The sequence below is a fragment of the Streptomyces sp. NBC_00104 genome (assembly GCF_045160825.1).
GTDB lineage: Bacteria > Actinomycetota > Actinomycetes > Streptomycetales > Streptomycetaceae > Streptomyces.
In genome coordinates this window covers 10,339,658-10,355,729 of record NZ_CP108215.1, presented here as the reverse complement: position 1 = coordinate 10,355,729, position 16,072 = coordinate 10,339,658, and the positions used below count along the sequence as shown (strand labels likewise).

Annotated in this window: 14 protein-coding genes; 8 read left to right on the top strand and 6 right to left on the bottom strand. The window is 71.2% G+C overall.

Translation table 11 applies throughout. From position 1 onward, the window contains the following. The first annotated feature begins 476 nt into the window (after window positions 1–476). Window positions 477–1,550, top strand: a complete 1,074-nt coding sequence (locus OG272_RS45225; protein ID WP_327726334.1) for an AraC family transcriptional regulator — start codon at window positions 477–479, stop codon at window positions 1,548–1,550. 22 nt (window positions 1,551–1,572) lie between these two features. Here the strand turns inward: OG272_RS45225 and OG272_RS45220 are convergent, their stop codons facing one another. From OG272_RS45220 to OG272_RS45210, 3 genes are read right to left on the bottom strand one after another with little or no spacing between them, the layout of a single operon-like run. After that, window positions 1,573–2,985 (bottom strand): aldehyde dehydrogenase family protein, encoded by a 1,413-nt coding sequence (locus tag OG272_RS45220; protein WP_326573809.1) that lies wholly within the window; start codon window positions 2,983–2,985, stop codon window positions 1,573–1,575. Then, complete coding sequence (locus tag OG272_RS45215) at window positions 2,982–3,860, bottom strand: SDR family oxidoreductase (protein ID WP_326573811.1); 879 nt, start codon at window positions 3,858–3,860, stop codon at window positions 2,982–2,984. The genes OG272_RS45220 and OG272_RS45215 overlap by 4 nt, the downstream gene beginning before the upstream one ends. After that, the gene (locus OG272_RS45210; RefSeq protein WP_327726335.1) at window positions 3,857–5,203 is read right to left on the bottom strand and encodes an NAD(P)-binding domain-containing protein; all 1,347 of its coding nucleotides are present in this window, start codon (window positions 5,201–5,203) and stop codon (window positions 3,857–3,859) included. The genes OG272_RS45215 and OG272_RS45210 overlap by 4 nt, the downstream gene beginning before the upstream one ends. A 218-nt stretch (window positions 5,204–5,421) precedes the next feature. Between OG272_RS45210 and OG272_RS45205 the strand changes: the two genes are divergently transcribed. The 6 genes from OG272_RS45205 (at window position 5,422) to OG272_RS45180 (ending at window position 12,755) form a co-directional block, all read left to right on the top strand. Next, a complete protein-coding gene (locus tag OG272_RS45205) occupies window positions 5,422–6,045 on the top strand; it encodes a TetR/AcrR family transcriptional regulator (protein WP_327726336.1) in 624 nt (207 codons plus the stop codon). A gap of 771 nt (window positions 6,046–6,816) precedes the next feature. Beyond that, window positions 6,817–9,024: an MMPL family transporter gene (locus OG272_RS45200; RefSeq protein ID WP_327726337.1), complete on the top strand. Its 2,208-nt coding sequence runs from the start codon at window positions 6,817–6,819 to the stop codon at window positions 9,022–9,024. 306 nt (window positions 9,025–9,330) lie between these two features. Continuing rightward, window positions 9,331–9,864: a 2,4'-dihydroxyacetophenone dioxygenase family protein gene (locus OG272_RS45195; RefSeq protein ID WP_326573818.1), complete on the top strand. Its 534-nt coding sequence runs from the start codon at window positions 9,331–9,333 to the stop codon at window positions 9,862–9,864. Window positions 9,865–9,983: 119 nt separating this feature from the next. Continuing rightward, a complete protein-coding gene (locus OG272_RS45190) occupies window positions 9,984–11,021 on the top strand; it encodes an alcohol dehydrogenase catalytic domain-containing protein (RefSeq protein ID WP_327726338.1) in 1,038 nt (345 codons plus the stop codon). Next, entirely contained in the window at window positions 11,018–11,737 is a 720-nt protein-coding gene (locus tag OG272_RS45185; protein WP_327726339.1) for an SDR family NAD(P)-dependent oxidoreductase, read from the top strand. The genes OG272_RS45190 and OG272_RS45185 overlap by 4 nt, the downstream gene beginning before the upstream one ends. 49 nt (window positions 11,738–11,786) lie before the next feature. After that, on the top strand, window positions 11,787–12,755 hold the full coding sequence (locus OG272_RS45180; RefSeq protein WP_327726340.1) for a helix-turn-helix domain-containing protein: 969 nt from the start codon (window positions 11,787–11,789) through the stop codon (window positions 12,753–12,755). On the opposite strand, the gene OG272_RS45175 is transcribed toward OG272_RS45180, so the two are convergent. From OG272_RS45175 to OG272_RS45165, 3 genes are all read right to left on the bottom strand, one after another. After that, entirely contained in the window at window positions 12,718–13,095 is a 378-nt protein-coding gene (locus OG272_RS45175; protein ID WP_405895918.1) for an MFS transporter, read from the bottom strand. The two genes, OG272_RS45180 and OG272_RS45175, sit on opposite strands and share 38 nt — an antisense overlap. A gap of 9 nt (window positions 13,096–13,104) precedes the next feature. Beyond that, window positions 13,105–14,034 carry an alpha/beta hydrolase gene (locus OG272_RS45170; RefSeq protein WP_405895917.1) on the bottom strand — a complete coding sequence of 310 codons (930 nt, stop codon included), beginning with the start codon at window positions 14,032–14,034 and terminating at the stop codon, window positions 13,105–13,107. Between the two features lie 1,022 nt (window positions 14,035–15,056). Further along, on the bottom strand, window positions 15,057–15,407 hold the full coding sequence (locus tag OG272_RS45165) for a MerR family transcriptional regulator (RefSeq protein WP_327726341.1): 351 nt from the start codon (window positions 15,405–15,407) through the stop codon (window positions 15,057–15,059). 61 nt (window positions 15,408–15,468) lie between these two features. Here OG272_RS45165 and OG272_RS45160 point away from each other — a divergent pair, with 61 nt between their 5' ends. Then, a complete protein-coding gene (locus tag OG272_RS45160) occupies window positions 15,469–16,035 on the top strand; it encodes an alpha/beta fold hydrolase (RefSeq protein ID WP_326573833.1) in 567 nt (188 codons plus the stop codon). Window positions 16,036–16,072: the final 37 nt, after the last annotated feature.

The following is a 16,072-nucleotide window of genomic DNA, read 5'->3' as shown; positions in this document are numbered from 1 at the left end:
GTGGCGACGGGACCGGCACGGCGGATCGCGGCCAGACCCAGGAAGCTGCCGCCCCCTGCCGTCAGCGCCGCCGCGACCATCAGGGCAAGTGGTCAGGAGCGGGGCCGGTTCCAGGCGTTCGGTGACGGCGGGGACGGTCGTGTAGACGGCGGCGACGGACACCCCTTGTGCGGCGAACGCGAGGGTCGCGACCTTCGGGCGCCGGTCCTGGAGACCGGGTGCCCGCCCCCGCCCGGGCTGGAGCGTCAAAGGACATGCTCTGTCGCGCCTTCATTTCCTGTGTGCGCCGGAGTGACCGGTCGAGGAGCAGCGAGTCGCATGTCGGATGTCGAATGCGGTGCGGGTTGCGAAAACCGTAGCCGGGCGCCGAAGGCGGGCTCAGGACGTGAGGGGCCGTGCAGGGGACTTTGGGGGCCAGCGGGCGCGACCGGTGACGCCCGTTGCCTACGGTGGTCGCCGAGGAGAAAGTGAGTGCGATGTCCCTTGCCCCCGGCCCGGCGGATCCGCCCGGGACCAGCCGCAGCACGTCGGCGACGATCCAGCCGAACATCCTGCGCTATCTCGTCGTGGTCGCCGACGAACTCGGCGTCGATCTGCGGCCCCTGCTGAAGCAGATGGGTCTGGACGAGACGGTCATGCGCTCAGCCGCTCTGCGGGTGTCGTACCGGCAGGGCAGCGCGGTCATCCGTCGTGCGTTGGAGCTCACCGGGGACGAGCGCCTGGGGCTGAGGGTCGGCGCGGCGCAGCATCTGACCGCGTGGGGACTGCTCGGCTTCGCCCTGATGGCCGACGACACGCTCCAGCACGCCATCGAGACCGGGGTGACGTACCAGAACCTGTCCGGGGCGATGGTGGTGTGGTCGGCCGCTGCGGGCGAGGAGGACGACGCCTTCGTCCTGCGCGCCGATCTTCCCGATCCCGCCATGGACCCGGCCGTGGCCTCCTTCCTGAGCGAGGAGGCGTTCGCCTCCGTGGTCACCCTGTCCCGACTGGCCGTCGGCCCGGCCTTCACACCGAGAGCGGTGGAGTTCTCCTTTCCGCCACCGCGCCAACTCGACCTGCACGGCGCCCTGTTCGACTGTCCGGTCCGCTTCGGCGCCCCCGCCAACCGCATGGTCATCGACCCCGCGTGGGCCCGTGCCCGGATGCCCGGCCGGGATCCGGTCAGCTACGCGTCGACGCGGGAGCTGCTCGACGCGCAGCTGGCTTCCCGCCGTGACCAGCAGGATCTGCTGGAGGTGCTGGAGATCTCCGTCGCGCAGAGCCTCCCGGTGGTGCCTTCGTTCGGCGAGCAGGCGCGGCGGCACGCGACGAGCGAGCGGACGCTGCGCCGCCGGCTGGCCGACTGCGGCACGACGTACGAGGCACTCGTCGAGGGAGTGCGCCGGGAACGTGTCGAACAGCTGTTGCTCCGCCCGGAACCGACCCTGCGCGACATCGCCCGCCGGGCGGGATTCTCCGACGAACGGGCGCTGCGGCGCGCGGTACGCCGCTGGCACGGTACCTCTCCGGTCCAGCTGCGGGAGCGGATGCGTTCGGATCGCCTCTGAGGGCTCGCCTCTGAGGGCGGGGTCAGCGGGTGCGGATCCAGATCGTCTTCTGCCGGGTCCACTGGTCGAAGGCGTCGGTGGATTTCTCCGCTCCGCCGAATCCCGACTGCTTCCAGCCGCCGAACGGGGTGGTGATGTCACCCTCGCTGTAGGCGTTGACGGAGACCACGCCGGCCTCGATGCCGCGGGCCAGCCGCAGCGCGGTGTCGAGGTCGCGGGTCCAGACCGAGGCGGCGAGACCGTACTCGGTGGCGTTGGCCCCGCGTACCGCCTCGTCCTCGGAGGTGAAGGTCTGGAGGGTCACGACGGGACCGAACAACTCCTTGGTGAGGACGTCGCTGCCGTCGGGGGCTCGGGTGATCACGGTGGGCGGGTAGTACGCGCCGCGCGAAGGCAGGCCGTGGGGCAGCCCCCCGGTGTGGATCTGGGCTCCGCCGGCCCGGGCGGCCTCCACGGCCCCCGCCACCCGGTCGAAGGCGGCGTGGTCGATGAGGGGCCCCAGCCGCGTGCGCGGGTCGGCAGGATCGCCGATGACGAGGTCGTGCGCCGCGGCGGTGAACCGCTCCAGGACCTCCTCGGCGATACTGCGGTGCACCAGAACCCGGGAGCCGGCCGTGCAGTTCTGCCCCATCGTCAGGAACGCGGCCTCGATCATGTGGTCGATGAGCTCGTCGCCGTAGGAGAGCGCGTCGGCCATCAGCACCTGGGGGCTCTTGCCGCCCATCTCCAGCGAGACACGCTTGAAGTTGCTGTCGGCGGCGTCCTTGAGGATGCGGCGGCCGGTCGCGGTGGACCCGGTGAAGGAGAGCGCCCCCACGAGGGGGTTGCGGGCGAGGGCCGCGCCGGCTTCCCCGCCGTATCCGGGCAGCACCGTGAGCACCCCGTCGGGCAGGCCGGCCTCGGCGGCGAGGGTGGCCAGGTGCAGGGCCGAGCGTGGGGTCGCCTCGGCGGGCTTGACCAGCAGGCAGTTGCCTGCGGCCAGGGCCGGTCCGACCTTCCACGCGGTCATGGCCAGTGGGTAATTCCACGGCAGGATCGCCGCGACGACCCCGACCGGTTCGCGGCTCATGAGACCGAGACCGTCGGGCCCGCTCGGCGCGATGCGGCCGAAGACCTTGTCGGCCGCCTCGGCGAACCAGCGGATCGACTCGACGGCCCCCGGTACGTCGCCCGTACGGCACTCCGTGATCGGCTTGCCCGCGTCCTCGCTGTCCAGCCGGGCGAGGATCTCCGCGTCGCGTTCCATGAGGTCGGCCAGCCGCAGCAGCACCGCGCCGCGTTCCCGGACCGGCAGCCGCGACCACACCCCGGAGTCGTGGACCTGCCGGGCCTGCTCGGCGGCCTTGGCGACGTCGTCGGCGCTCGCGGCGGGCAGGGTGGTGATCGGCTCCCCGGTGGCGGGGTTGACGACGTGCAGCGTCTCGTTCGTGGTCATGCTTCCTCCACCAGCTCCCAGCGCCCGTCGGTCCGGCGGGCCAGGCCCCGTCGGCGGAGTTCCTCCAGATAGCGGGCCATGCCGCGGTCACCGCGCTTGCGGAACAGCGGGAAGACCCGGGGCAGCAGGTTCGGCACGAGCATCGCGCACCGCACCAGACGGGACTCGCCGGGCCGGGGGTAGGCCTCCAGCCGGGGCTTGTCCAGCAGGCTCACCACGGCCGCGACGACGTCGGCGGGTTGCTGGGGCGGGTCCTGGAACTGCATCGAGTTCCCGCCGTCCACGGCTTCCTGGCGCAGCATCCGGGTGTCGGTCGCCGACGGGAGCACCGACCCGGCCAGAATGCCCTTGCTCCTCAGATCGAGCCCGATGGCGAGCATCGCGCCCCGCAACCCGAACTTGGAAGCGGTGTAGATCGGGGTCTCGCCCAGCGGGAGGATCCCGCCGAGGGAGACCGTGGTGACCACCCGGGCGTCCCGGGCAGCCAGGAGAAGGGGGATGGCGATCCGGGTCGCGACCAGCGGGGAGGTCAGATTGAGGGTGATCTCCCGCTCGATGCTCTCGACGCTGCGGACGTCGAAGCGTTCCGCGCTGGTCATGCCCACGTTGTTGACGAGTACGTCGAGGCGACCGTGGTCATCGGCGACCATCTCGAACAGCCGCTCCACCTGGGCGCGGTCCGTCAGATCGCAACCGATGCCCGTGTGACCGGCGCCCGGAAGGTCCGCCGCCACCTTCATGGCGCGGATCGCGTCGATGTCGACGACTACGCAACGGGCACCGCCGGAGGCGAAGCGACGGCACAGCGCGCTGCCGATGCCGCCCGCGCCGCCGGTCACCAGCATGACCTTGTCGGTGAAGTCGAACCCGCTCATGCCGTCACCTCCGCGCGCCGCGGGGACCGCACGGGCGGCGGCTGGCCCTCGGTGCGCCAGCCCATCTCGCCCGCGACCTTGCCCAGGTACTTCACGAAGGCCCCACTGTCGACGTAGCCGGTGTGGCGGGGTGAGTCGACGAATCTCAGCCCGCCGGTCAGGTCCGGGCGGTCGGCGCGGATCATGCGGGCGAACCGCTCCGCGTTCGGCAGCCGGTGCCGCGCGTCGTGGATGTACCCGGCGATCAACTGCGCCTGGGAGTCGAAGAGCTGGTACGCACCGGAGTTGGTCTCGATGAAACCGATGCCGAACAGGCCCTCGTGTTCGCGCGAGAACGACGACAGATACAGGTCCGGATGCTGCTCGTCGCCGAAGTACCGCTGTGCGACCGGCACTTTGTGGACGTAGCCCGTGGCCAGCAGGACGAGATCGAAGTCGTCGCTCGTGCCGTCGGTGAAGTGGACGGTCCTGCCCTCGGTGCGGGCGATCCCGGGTTTGGCGGTGATGTCCCCGTGCTGGAGGTGGTGGATCAGCATGGAGTTGATGGCCGGGTGGGTCTCGAACAGCTTGTGGTCCGGCTTCGGCAGCCCCAGCCGCGTCGGGTCGCCGTTGATGATCCGCAGGAGAGCGCCGAAGACCCGCTGCGCCAGCCACATCGGCAGGTGGGGCCCGCTGTTGGCGATGGTGTCCACCGGCCGGCCGAACAGGTGCTTGGGGATGAACCAGTACCCGCGCCGCATGCTGATCACCGCGTGGTCCGCGGTCCGGGCCGCGTCGCAGGCTATGTCGCAGCCGGAGTTCCCCGCGCCCACGACCAGGACGCGCTTGCCCCGCAGCTCCTCCGCGCTGCGATAGCCGACGGTGTGCCGGATCTCCCCGCTGAACTCCCCCGGCAGTTCGGGGATGTTGGGGTGCCACTGCGAGCCCGTGCACACGACGACCTGTCCGTGCGTGCTTTCCCGCCCGTCGGCCCGGGTGACCGTCCACGTGCCGTCCGCGTTCTTCTCCACGCTCACGACGTCGACGCCGGTCTCGATGCGGTCCGTCAGCCCGTAGGTGTCGGCGAAGGACCGCAGGTAGGACAGGATCTGCCGGTGCGGCGGGTAGTCGGCGAAGTGGTCGGGCATCGGGAAGCCGCCGAAGCCCGACAGGGTTTTGCTGGAGATGAAATGGGCCGACTCGTACATCGGGCTGCCGGGGTTGTCGATGTCCCAGATACCGCCGGGCGCGGTGTGCCGCTCCAGATGCGTGTACGGCAGATTCCGCTCCGCCAGGGCCCTGGCGACCGCCAGCCCGGCAGGTCCCGCCCCGATCACGCACGTATCCAACTGGCTTTCCTTCACGGGCCTGCCTCCTCGTTCGTCCCGCTGCACGGGTCTTGGAGGAAACGTATGCAGGTGCCGTTCGGCGGGAACTGACCCGCGCGGCCACGGACCGGACCTCAGCGGCCGCGTCGGCACGAGACCGGACCTCAGCGGCCGCGTCGGCACGACGCAGGTCTGCGCGAAGTCCGGCTCGTTCGGACGACTTGTTCACAGGACCAAGTCAGTAGGATGCGGTCATGGCTCACGTTTCCGCGGCCGAGCGCCGCCCTCAGCTGATCAAAGCGGCCATCGACTTCATGACGAGGGAAGGGGTCGCGGCCGGGAGCACCCGCGCCATCGCCGCGGAGCTGGGGGTGGCCCAGGCCACGGTGCACTACACCTTCGGCACGAAGGAAGGGCTGTACCGCGCCGTCATGGAGCAGCTCACCCAGGATCTGATCACCCAGGTGGAGCAGGCCGCCCCGGCCGACGCCGGATTCGAGGAGACGGCCGCCACGCTGGCCTCCGCACTGTGGAGCACGGTGCGTGCGCAGCCCGCCAGCCATCAACTCCTCGCGGAACTGACCCACTTCGCGCTCCGCACCCCCGCGCTGAACGAGGCCCTGGAGAGTCACTACCGCCGGGTGATCGAGGTGACGGCGAGGCTGGTGACCGAGGCGGCCGAACGCACCGGCCGGCCCCTCGCCCAGCCCGCGGAGACGATCGCGCGGTTCTTCCTGGCCGGCTTCGACGGGCTCACCACGCAACGCCTGTCACTCCCCGACGAGGAGGCCGAGCACACCTGCCTCCAGGCCTTCGTGTCCGCGGTGGTGGCCATGGCCGGCGGTCGACTGGACCTGGTGTCCGTGCCGGCGAGCTGATTGGCCGGACCAGGGCGCACCCAGGCAGGCACGGGTGCGCCCTGCTGCGGCGCTCGGGCGATGAACGCCTGAGAAGGTCCATGAGCACGCCCGTTCTCCGCCGGGCGGAACCTTGCCGAACATGTCGCGGATCCAGTGATCCCGCTCGCAGCCGACCCGGGCCGCGCAGGCCGTCCGCCGCCGGATCGGCGTACCGAGTACGGCCATGAGCTTCACAGGCGTGCCGAAGAGCGGCCGCTGCCGGTCCAGCCGGCCACGCCGCCGCCGGGGACACCCTGCAGGCTGCTTGGCCGACGCGGGCGGCACATACATGGGCGCCCCCGAAGAACCGCCCGGCCGCACCGCCGCGTGCGCAGCCCCTCCGACCCATGCCCATCGGCCCGGTACGCACCGTCGGCCGGTCTCGGCCGCCCCCACCAGTACCGCACCGATCGACGACGCCGACCTCTCGGCCCCCGTGCCCGTCGACGGCTTGCGTGCCCCGCGTGCTGGGCGGCACCCAGAAGACGCTGTCACTCGACAAGGTCGATCGATTTCATCATCCGTGAATGGCCTGTGACCTGGACTTCCCGCAACCATTCCACCTCTCGATGTCGAATGACTCGGTCGTTCGACTTGAGCAGCTGATAAAGTCGCCCTATCGATCGAGGCTCCGTCGGCATCGGCCTGTTCACCCTGACCGGAGGCCGACCGGAGTCACCTCCTCTTCCCCTTCCCCCGCCCGTGTCCACGCCCGGGCCGGGAGATCCCCACCGTCCCAGGGAGTTCGTCATGGCCGTCCTGCTCCATCGGCTGGGCCTCAGCGCCTACCGGCACCGCAAGCTCGTCCTGGGCATATGGCTCTTCGTCCTGGCCGCGCTCATCACCTGCGTCAGCGTCTTCAGCGGCAAACTCGACGACCGCTTCGCGGTGCCCGGCACCGAGTCGCAGCGTGCGCTGGACAGCCTGAGCAAGACCCTCCCGGAAGCATCCGGCGCGAGTGCCCAGATCGTCTTCACCGCCCCCAAGGGCCACCAGGTCACCGAAGCCCGCTACGCCGCAGCCATCGCCCGGACCGTGACGGAGGCCGAGAAGGCTCCTCAGGTCGGCGAAGTCGTCGACCCGCGCGCCTCCGGCGCCGTCTCGGCCGACCGGACCACGGCGATCGTCCAGATCCAGTACCCCGTGCAGAACGCACAGGTCCGTGCCTCGTCGGTGGACGCGATCGAGAACGCGGCCGAGGCGGCGGAGCGGGACGGGCTGAAGACCTGGGTGGGCGGGTCCGTCTACAGCAGCAAAGGCGTCCACGTCGGCCCGTCGGAGATCATCGGCGTGGCCGTGGCCCTGCTCGTGCTCGTCATCACGTTCGGTTCAATGCTGGCCGCCGGCATGGCGCTGCTGCCCGCACTGATCGGCGTGGCGGTCGGCCTGGCCGGGCTGCTCGCTCTCACTCCCGCGGTCGGCATCTCGTCCACGGCCGTCACGCTCGCCCTCATGCTGGGCCTGGCCGTCGGCATCGACTACGTCCTGTTCATCCTCTCGCGCCACCGACAGCAGCTGGCCCGCGGCACCGACCCGAGGGAATCCATCGCGCTGGCCACCGGCACGGCCGGAAGCGCCGTGGTCTTCGCCGGCGCCACCGTGATCATCGCGCTCGCCGCGCTGAGCGTCATCGGCATCCCGTTCCTGACCACGATGGGTCTCGGGGCCGCCGGAGCCGTCCTCATCGCCGTTCTGGCCGCGATCACCCTCGTCCCCGCCGTCGCGGGATTCGCCGGCTCCCGTCTCACCCCCAGGCCCGGCAGCCGCACCGCCCGGCGGACCGCCGACACCGAAGGCTCCACCGGTCACACCACCATGGGCACCCGCTGGACCAAGTGGGTCATCGCCAAGCCGCTGCTGACAGTGCTGGCCGTGGCGGGCATCCTGGTGACCCTCGCCCTGCCCGCCACGGACATGCGCCTGGCTCTTCCCGACAACGGCTCCGCCCCCCAGGCCTCCACCGAGCGCAAGGCCTACGACACGATCAGCGACGAGTTCGGTCCCGGCTACAACGGCCCGCTCCTCGTACTGGCCGAGACCGAGAACGGCACGGCTGCCGCGAGCGCACGGGCCGGCGCTCAGGTCGCACGGAAGCTGCAGACCCTCAAGAACGTCAAGGCCGTCCTGCCACCCCAGCCCACCAGCGACCCGGCACAGAGCGTCATCACCGTCCTGCCCGCCTCCGGCCCGGACAGCGTCCGCACCGGCCAACTCGTCCGTGACATCCGCGAGGCCGCGCCCGACCTCCGTGAAACCACCGGTGCCTCCGTCGCGGTCACCGGCACCACCGCCGTCAACATCGACGTCTCCAACCGACTCAGCGACTCGCTGCTGCCCTTCGTCGCCATCGTCGTCGGCCTCAGCCTGCTCCTGCTGATGATCGTCTTCCGGTCACTGGTCATCCCGGTCAAGGCCGCCGTCGGCTTCCTGCTCTCGGTGGGCGCCTCGCTCGGGCTGGTCGTCGCCGTCTTCCAGTGGGGCTGGCTGGCCGACATCCTGGACGTGCCCCACAGCGGCCCGGTCGTCAGCTTCCTGCCGATCATCCTGATCGGCGTGCTCTTCGGACTGGCCATGGACTACGAGGTGTTCCTCGTGTCCGGGATGCGCGAGGAATGGACCCACACCGGCCGGGCCCGCCAGTCGGTCGTCGACGGCGCCCGCCACAGCGTGCGGGTCGTCACCGCGGCCGCACTGATCATGTTCACCGTCTTCGCCGGGTTCTTCCCCCTGGACGACTCCCTGATCAAACCCATCGCGTTCGCCCTGGCCGTCGGCGTGGCCATCGACGCCTTCGCCGTGCGCATGACGCTCGTACCCGCGGTGCTCGCCCTCGCCGGGCGGGGCGCCTGGTGGCTGCCGGCCTGGCTGGACAGGATCCTGCCCGACCTCGACGTCGAAGGGACCAGCCTGCAGAAGGCTCCGGCGACGGACCAGAAGGAACCCCAGCTCGTTTCCTGAGTCGTCGAATGTCTCGGGTGGGCTCGCGACGCCGACGGGGTCGCGAGCCCACCCCTTACCTTTGCGTCGCTACCTTTGCGTCGCTCCGCGATCGGGCTCGCCGACGACCTGGCCGGCGAAGCCACCGGGTCGCCGACCGGCTCCCCGCCGTAGCTCACCACCCCGGTCGGTGTCCGAGCGGAGTCCGACCGGCCGTCGCGTTTCCCGATGTCCTGAATCTGCAAGCGGCCAGGTCCGCCACGGGAAAGACGGCACCGATCCCTCTGGGATTCACTCCGGGAAGTCCGCGACGAAGGAGGCCGTCACATGCCCGACACGCCCACCGGAGAGTTCTGGAAGGACCTCAGGCCGATCGAGAACTCCTTGCGCCCCGATGCCCTCCCCGAGGTCTACCTGTCCAAGGTGGCCACGGACGACGACCGCTACTACGTGCCGTTCACCGAGACCGTCGGCTCCCGCCCCCTGTGGATCAACGTCAAGGACAACAGCTGGGCCGACATCCTGCGGGCCAAGGAGGCGGGGCTGGTCAACCGGCACTACCACCCGCACGAGGTGTTCGCGTACACGATCTCCGGCAAGTGGGGCTATCTGGAGCGGCCCTGGACGGCTACTGCGGGCGACTTCGTCTACGAGGCGCCGGGCGAGGGCCACACGCTGGTCGCCTATGACAGCGACGAGCCGATGAAGGCGTTCTTCATCGTCAAGGGCCCGCTCGTCTGGCTGGACGAGAACGGTGAGCCCGACGGCTTCTTCGACGTGCACGACTACATCAAGATGTGCCGCGAGCACTACGAGAAGGTCGGGATCGGCGCCGACTACGTCAACTCCCTGTTCCGCTGAGCCATGGCGATCAGCCGCCCGAGCCGTCGAGGGCAGCCGGCCACGACACCCATTCCTGTCCCACCCGCGCCGCCCCGACGGCGCGAACTCCCGGGACGCACTGAAGAAGGCAGGGCCGTATGAGGGCAGCGGTCTGGTACGGGGCCAAGGACATCCGCGTCGAGAACGTGCCCATGACGCCGCCCGGGCCCGGCGAGGTGACGATCGAGGTCGCCTACTGCGGGATCTGCGGCAGTGACCTGCACGAGTACGCCGACGGCCCGCACGCCGTTCCCGTGGGCGACCCGCATCCGGAGTCCGGCGTGGCCGCCCCGCTCATCCTGGGGCACGAGTTCTGCGGCACCGTCACCCGGGTGGGCGGCGGTGTCACCGCTGTCGCCCCGGGCGACCGGGTGGCGGTGGAGCCGCACTACCGGTGCGGCAGCTGCCCGCGGTGCCTCGCGGGGGAATACAACATCTGCCGGCATTTCGGGTTCGCGGGTCTGATGGGGCACGGCGGGCTGGCCGAGCACGCCACCGTGCCCGCGTACATGCTGCACGTACTGCCCGAGCGGGTCTCCCTGGAGCAGGCGGCGGTGTTCGAGCCGGCCGCCGTCGCCCTGCACGCGGTGCGGCGGGCCGGGATCCGCCCCGGCGAGACCGTCGCCGTCCTGGGTCTGGGCCCGATCGGGCTGCTCGTGACCCAGTTCGCGGCCCGGTACGGCGCCGGGCGCGTCGTGGCCGCCGACCGGTCCGCGGCCCGCCGCGTGGCGGCGCTGCGCCGGGGAGCCGCCGAGACCGGGGCGGACCTCACGGACGTGGTCGGTGGCGAGGGAGCGGATGTCGTGTTCGAGGCGGTCGGCTCGGAGGACACCCTGCGTGCCTGTCTGGCCGCCACCCGGCGGGGCGGGCGGGTGATGTTCCTCGGCCTGGCCGGCACGGTCCGCCTGGACGCCTTCGCCCTGGTGAACCACGAGCAGACGATCATGACCAGCGTGGGATATCGCGACGTCTATCCCGAGCTGATCCGCATGGTGGCGGAGGACGGCGTGGACCTGGCGGGGATCGTCACGTCCACCATTTCTCTGGAGCACGTCGTACGTGACGGATTCGAGGCGCTGCTGCGCGGCGAGGAGCAGGTGAAAGTGCTGGTACGACCAAGGGAGCGGCGTCCGTGAGCGGCGAGTTCGCGGGGCGGCGGGCGTTCGTGACCGGTGGCACCTCGGGGATCGGCGCGGCCACGGCCGTCCTCCTCGCCGAGCTGGGCGCCGAGGTGACCGCGCTCGGCCTGGCACCGGCCGACCCCGGCGACCTGCCCGACCACGCCCGCGTCCGCGTCGTGGAGCACGACGTGCTCGACCGCGCCGGGCTGACCGGTCTGCTGTCCGCGCACCAGCCGCTGGACGCCCTGGTGAACTGCGCGGGCGTCAGCCACGACCGCGAGGAGTACGACCTCGCCCGCTGGCAGCGGGTCATCGAGATCAACCTCACCGCCACCATGGCCGCCTGCCAGGCCGCCCGCCCGGCCCTGGCCGAGAACGGCGGCACCATCGTGAACGTCTCGTCCATGTTCGCCTTCTCCGGCAGCAGGGACCGGCCCGCCTACAGCGCGAGCAAGGGCGGCGTGTCCCAGCTCACGAAGTCGCTGGCCGCCGAGTACGCCGCCGACGGCATCAGGGTCAACGCCGTCGCGCCCGGCTTCGTGGTCACCCCGCTGGCGCGGGGGGTGCTCGACGACCCCGAGGCCACGGCCCGGGTACTGGCCCGTATCCCGGCCGGGCGCCTCGGGCAGCCGCACGAGGTCGCCTCGGTGGTGGCGTTCCTGTGCTCCCCGGCGGCCTCGTACGTCACCGGCGCGGTCGTCCCGGTGGACGGAGGCTATCTGGCCGTGTGACCCATCACCTAGGCTGAGCCCCCTGACATGGACGCACATGGGAGGTCACGTGTCCGCCCCCTCCGTGATCTCCCGGGCCACCACCGAGCACATCGCACCCGCCGAGCGCATCCACTACTGGGAGGACTACAACCGCAAGGCTCTGGTGGGCCTGTCCTGCACCTCCTACTCCGAGCAGGGTCTGCTGGCCAGGCAGACCAACATCGAGCTGGGCGCACTGCGTCTCGCCGAGATCGCCGGCAACGCCCACGCCATCGAACGCAGCCCGCAGACCGTCAGGTCGGCGCCCAAGGACTCGGTGTTCGCGACACTCCTGCTCAAGGGAGAGGCGGCGTTCCTGCACGAGAACGGCTGCCTCGCGGCCGCCGCGGGCGAACTGTTCGTCTACGACACGCGAAGGCCGTATCTCTTCGGTTTCTCCTCGTCGATGCGCCAGATCCTGGTGGACGTGCCGCGTGACATGTTCGCGCAAGCGTGCCTGGGAGGCGGGCTGCCCGGGCCGATGCTGTTCGGGCGGGGCACGGCACGGGAGGGCGCGCTCGTGGCCGCGCTGGGTTCCCACCTCACGGGGCTGACCTCGTCGCGTGGCGGGCCGCACGACCCCGCCGACGCCGTGGGGGCCGTACTCGACCTGCTCAGGCAGCTCACCGGGGAGCGTACGGGAGGAAGTCCGGGGTCCGACGCCTACCGGTCGCAGCTCATGGTGGCCGAGAACTACATCGACCGGCACCTGCACGACCCCGGTCTCGGAGCCGCGCAGGTGGCCGGCGTCATGGGCATCTCGGTACGGCACCTGGGGCGGATCTTCGCATCGACCGGCAGGTCTCCGGCACGGCACATCACGGAACGTCGCCTGGTCAGGGCGCATCAGGAACTCACCGGGCCCGGAGCGCCGTCGGCCAGGATCGCCGATGTCGCGCACCGGTGGGGGTTCTCCAGCCAGGCCCACTTCGCCCGTCTCTTCCGCTCCAGGTTCGGCCTCACCCCGAGCGAGGCCCGCGCGGAGACGACGCGGTAGCGCACACGGACGACGCGGTTCGAGCAGTCGCCGCGAACGACATCCGGGTGGGGACCTCGACCGCGTCGACCGTGGCCAGGCAGAGGGCGAACAGGAACACATGCCACAGCCGTACCGCCCCGCCGAGGTCCGGCACGGCGAGCGCGAGCGCGCAGCCGCCGGAGACGAGGTTGCACACCATCAGCGACCGGCGCCTGTCGTACCGGTCGGCGATCCGGCCGCCGTAGAGCGTGAGCAGCAGCATCGGAGCGAACTGCGCGGCGGTGACCGCTCCCGGAGCCGAACGCGAAGAGCCGGACGTTACGGACCGACAGCGAGCGGAAGGCTGTCCTGAGCACACCGGGCATGCTCAGGAGACCACCGCGGGCGGCAGGGGGCGGACGGCACGCGGTGGAGTGAGGGTGGTTTCGCGGGAGGTCAGGCAGTCTTCGAGGAAGGCGAGGGCGCGCAGATGGTAGGGGCGGGCGGCCCAGCCGAGACTGATGTTGTGCCCGGCCTCCGGCTGACGGTCGACGCTCACGCGCGGGGCGGCCGTGAAGTGTGCGGCCAGATCGGTGAGGGCCTCGTCGTCATGGCGCCACCAGGCCTCGTGTTCGGCGAAGGTCATCCGTACGGGCACGCGGACGCGGGGCGCGGTGTCACGGAAGAGCAGCGGCCAGCGGGCCAGCTCGGCCCGTTCCAGGGCGGGCACGGGCTCGACGATCGAGCCGCTGGCCCTGAAGGTGCCCGATGGGTAGAGGCGCAGCGGCCCCCAGCTTCTGCGCAGTCGGCCCCCGTCGTCGTGGACGGTGGGCAGTTCGTGCGGCTCCACGGCGTACAGGTGGCCGCAGCCGGAGATGTCCGTCCCCAGCAGGTGCGGCAGACCAGGGTCCGCGGCGGCGGTGAGTGCCACCTTGCCGCCATAGGAGTGGGCGAGCAGGAACAGGCCCGCGCCGGTGTCGTGGCGAGAGGTGAAGTCGTGCAGAGCCGCGCGCAGCGAGGCGGCCTGCTCCGCCAGGTCCTGGCCCTGGGGCAGCAGGGCGGCGGAGTGCCGGTAGCCCGGCCGGTCCACGGCCAGGACGGTGTAGCCGAGGTCCGCTCCCAGCGTCAGCAGCGACTGCCGGGGGTGGGCCCGGCAGTCGAAGTAGCCCGCGTTCATGCCGCCGCCGTGCACGGCGACGACGACGGCGCGCGCGGAGCCGTCGGGCGGCTCGCTGATCAGTGCCGACAGCGGTAGCCCCGCGGCGTCGAGGGTGATCCGGCGCACCCCGCGCGAGGATGCGTGGGCCGGTCGGGTCATGGTCGGTCTCCTCGGGGTGGTGGTCTCGGCGTCAGCGGGCCAGGGGTGCGGTGAACGCCGGCGCCGCGTCCGGGCGGGGTCCGTTCGATGCTCGGTAGGAGGTCGGCCGGAGGTCGGTCTGTGCCTGGGTGCCGACGGCCCGCAGCACCCCGGCGGCCGGCGCGCTGCCCGAACGGCCGGCCTCCGGGCCCGGCAGGCCCCGGACGACGGCCGCCAGGCACCCCGGCAGGAACCCCGGCAGGAGGTCTCGCCCGGAGGTCTCGCCCGCCCCGGGGGCTCGGCCACGACATCCGCGGACACCGTGTCGACGTACCGCCAAGGCTCTCCTCTCCGGCCGGTGTCCGCACCCGCGCCGCCACGGGTGACCAACGGGACGCCGGCCTGGTCCCACATCTGTTCCCGCGCCCGACCGGTGCGTTCCCGAAGCAGCGCGGCCTCGTACTCACGGGTGAACGGAAAGCGTGAGCCCCTCCCCTGGATGGCGGGTCCACGGCCCCTCGTTACGGATCGGCAGTTGGGGAAGGGTCGGCGGCGCAGGGGCCTCGCCGCCGAATTGGAGGGCGTCGCCGGGGTGCGGGGTGTGGCTGGATCTGCCGTGGCCGTAGACCGGTGAGGCGCGCGGGCGTCCGCCTGGGGCAGGGTCTGGCCGTGCGGGTGGAGGTTTCCGAGTTCGGGGTGGACGACCGGTCGTGTAGTCGTCCTGGGGGACGCCGACTTCGTGTTGGCCGCACTGATCGGTGAACTGCCTGCTGTCGGCCTGGAGTTGCCGGATCAGCGCGGTGGTGCGGGGGCTCTGGTCACTGTGAAGGGGGTGGACGGCGGGGGAGCATCGTCGGCCGAACCGGCGGGCCTCTTCCCGCAGCAACTATCCGCGCAGCCCGTGCCGTTCGGGAGAGGAGCGTTCATGTCACACGATGCAGCACTCCGTGATCGAGCAGTTCGCCGCGCGTCCGCCGCTCGACGGCACGCGGCTGCGGAAGCACCTGCGGGCCGCGGGGCGGGCGACGCCGCGTCGAGGCGCCTCAGTCCTGTGCCGTGAGTACGCTCAACCGGCGCCGCTTCTCACGGAGTTCGGCCTGTTCGGTGTCGAGGCGTCGGGCCACGGCGTCCAGCTCTGCCCGCAGGTCGGGGCATATCTCGAGGAACGTGCCGTGAGCGCCCGTGCGGACGCAGTCGAAGTACCGCTGGATGAGCGAGGTTCCCAGCCCGGCGGAGAGCATCGCCCTGATCTGGGCCACGCGGGTGACATCGGACTCGGAGTAGACCCGGTACCCGCTGGTGGTGCGAGCGGGTACCAGGAGTCCTCGGTCCTCGTAATGACGCAGCGCTCGTGCGCTCACGCCCGTCAACTCTGCCAGTTCGCTGATCAGCACCGTCGATTCCTCCCCACCGGCTTGACCTTCACGCCGGCGTGAACCCCTACCGTCCCGTGACATGACGACGGGAACAACCCAGCGGCGTGCCACGATCATCCACGGTTACGGTGCGACCCCCGAAGACCACTGGTTCGGCCGGCTCGCCGAGCAACTCCACGCGGACGGCGTCCGGACCACGATTCCGGCTCTGCCGAACCCACAGGATCCGCACCCCGCGCAGTGGGCGGACGCCGCACGTGCCGCCTTGGGGGCCGTCGACGAGAACTCGATCATCGTCGCGCACAGTCTGGGCTGTCTGACCGTGCTGCGCTGTCTGCGCTCCCTTGCCGGCCCCTGGCGCCTCGGCACCCTCGTGCTGGTCTCCGGATTCGTCGATCCGCTGCCCGCCCTCCCGGAACTGGACGCCTACATCGAAGACGGCTGCGACGTGGAGGGAATGAGCAGTCACATCGACCGGCTCACGATCATCAGGTCCGACGCCGATCCGTACGTTCCGACTGGTCACACCGACCGGCTTGCCGACCTCCTCGGAGTCCGTGCGAAGGTGGTTCCCGGAGCCGGTCACTTCCTCGCTTCCGACGGCGTCACTTCGCTGCGCCAGGCGGTCGAAGCCATCAGGTCGTGACGGACGGGGTCCCTACACCGGAGCGCTTCGACTCGCG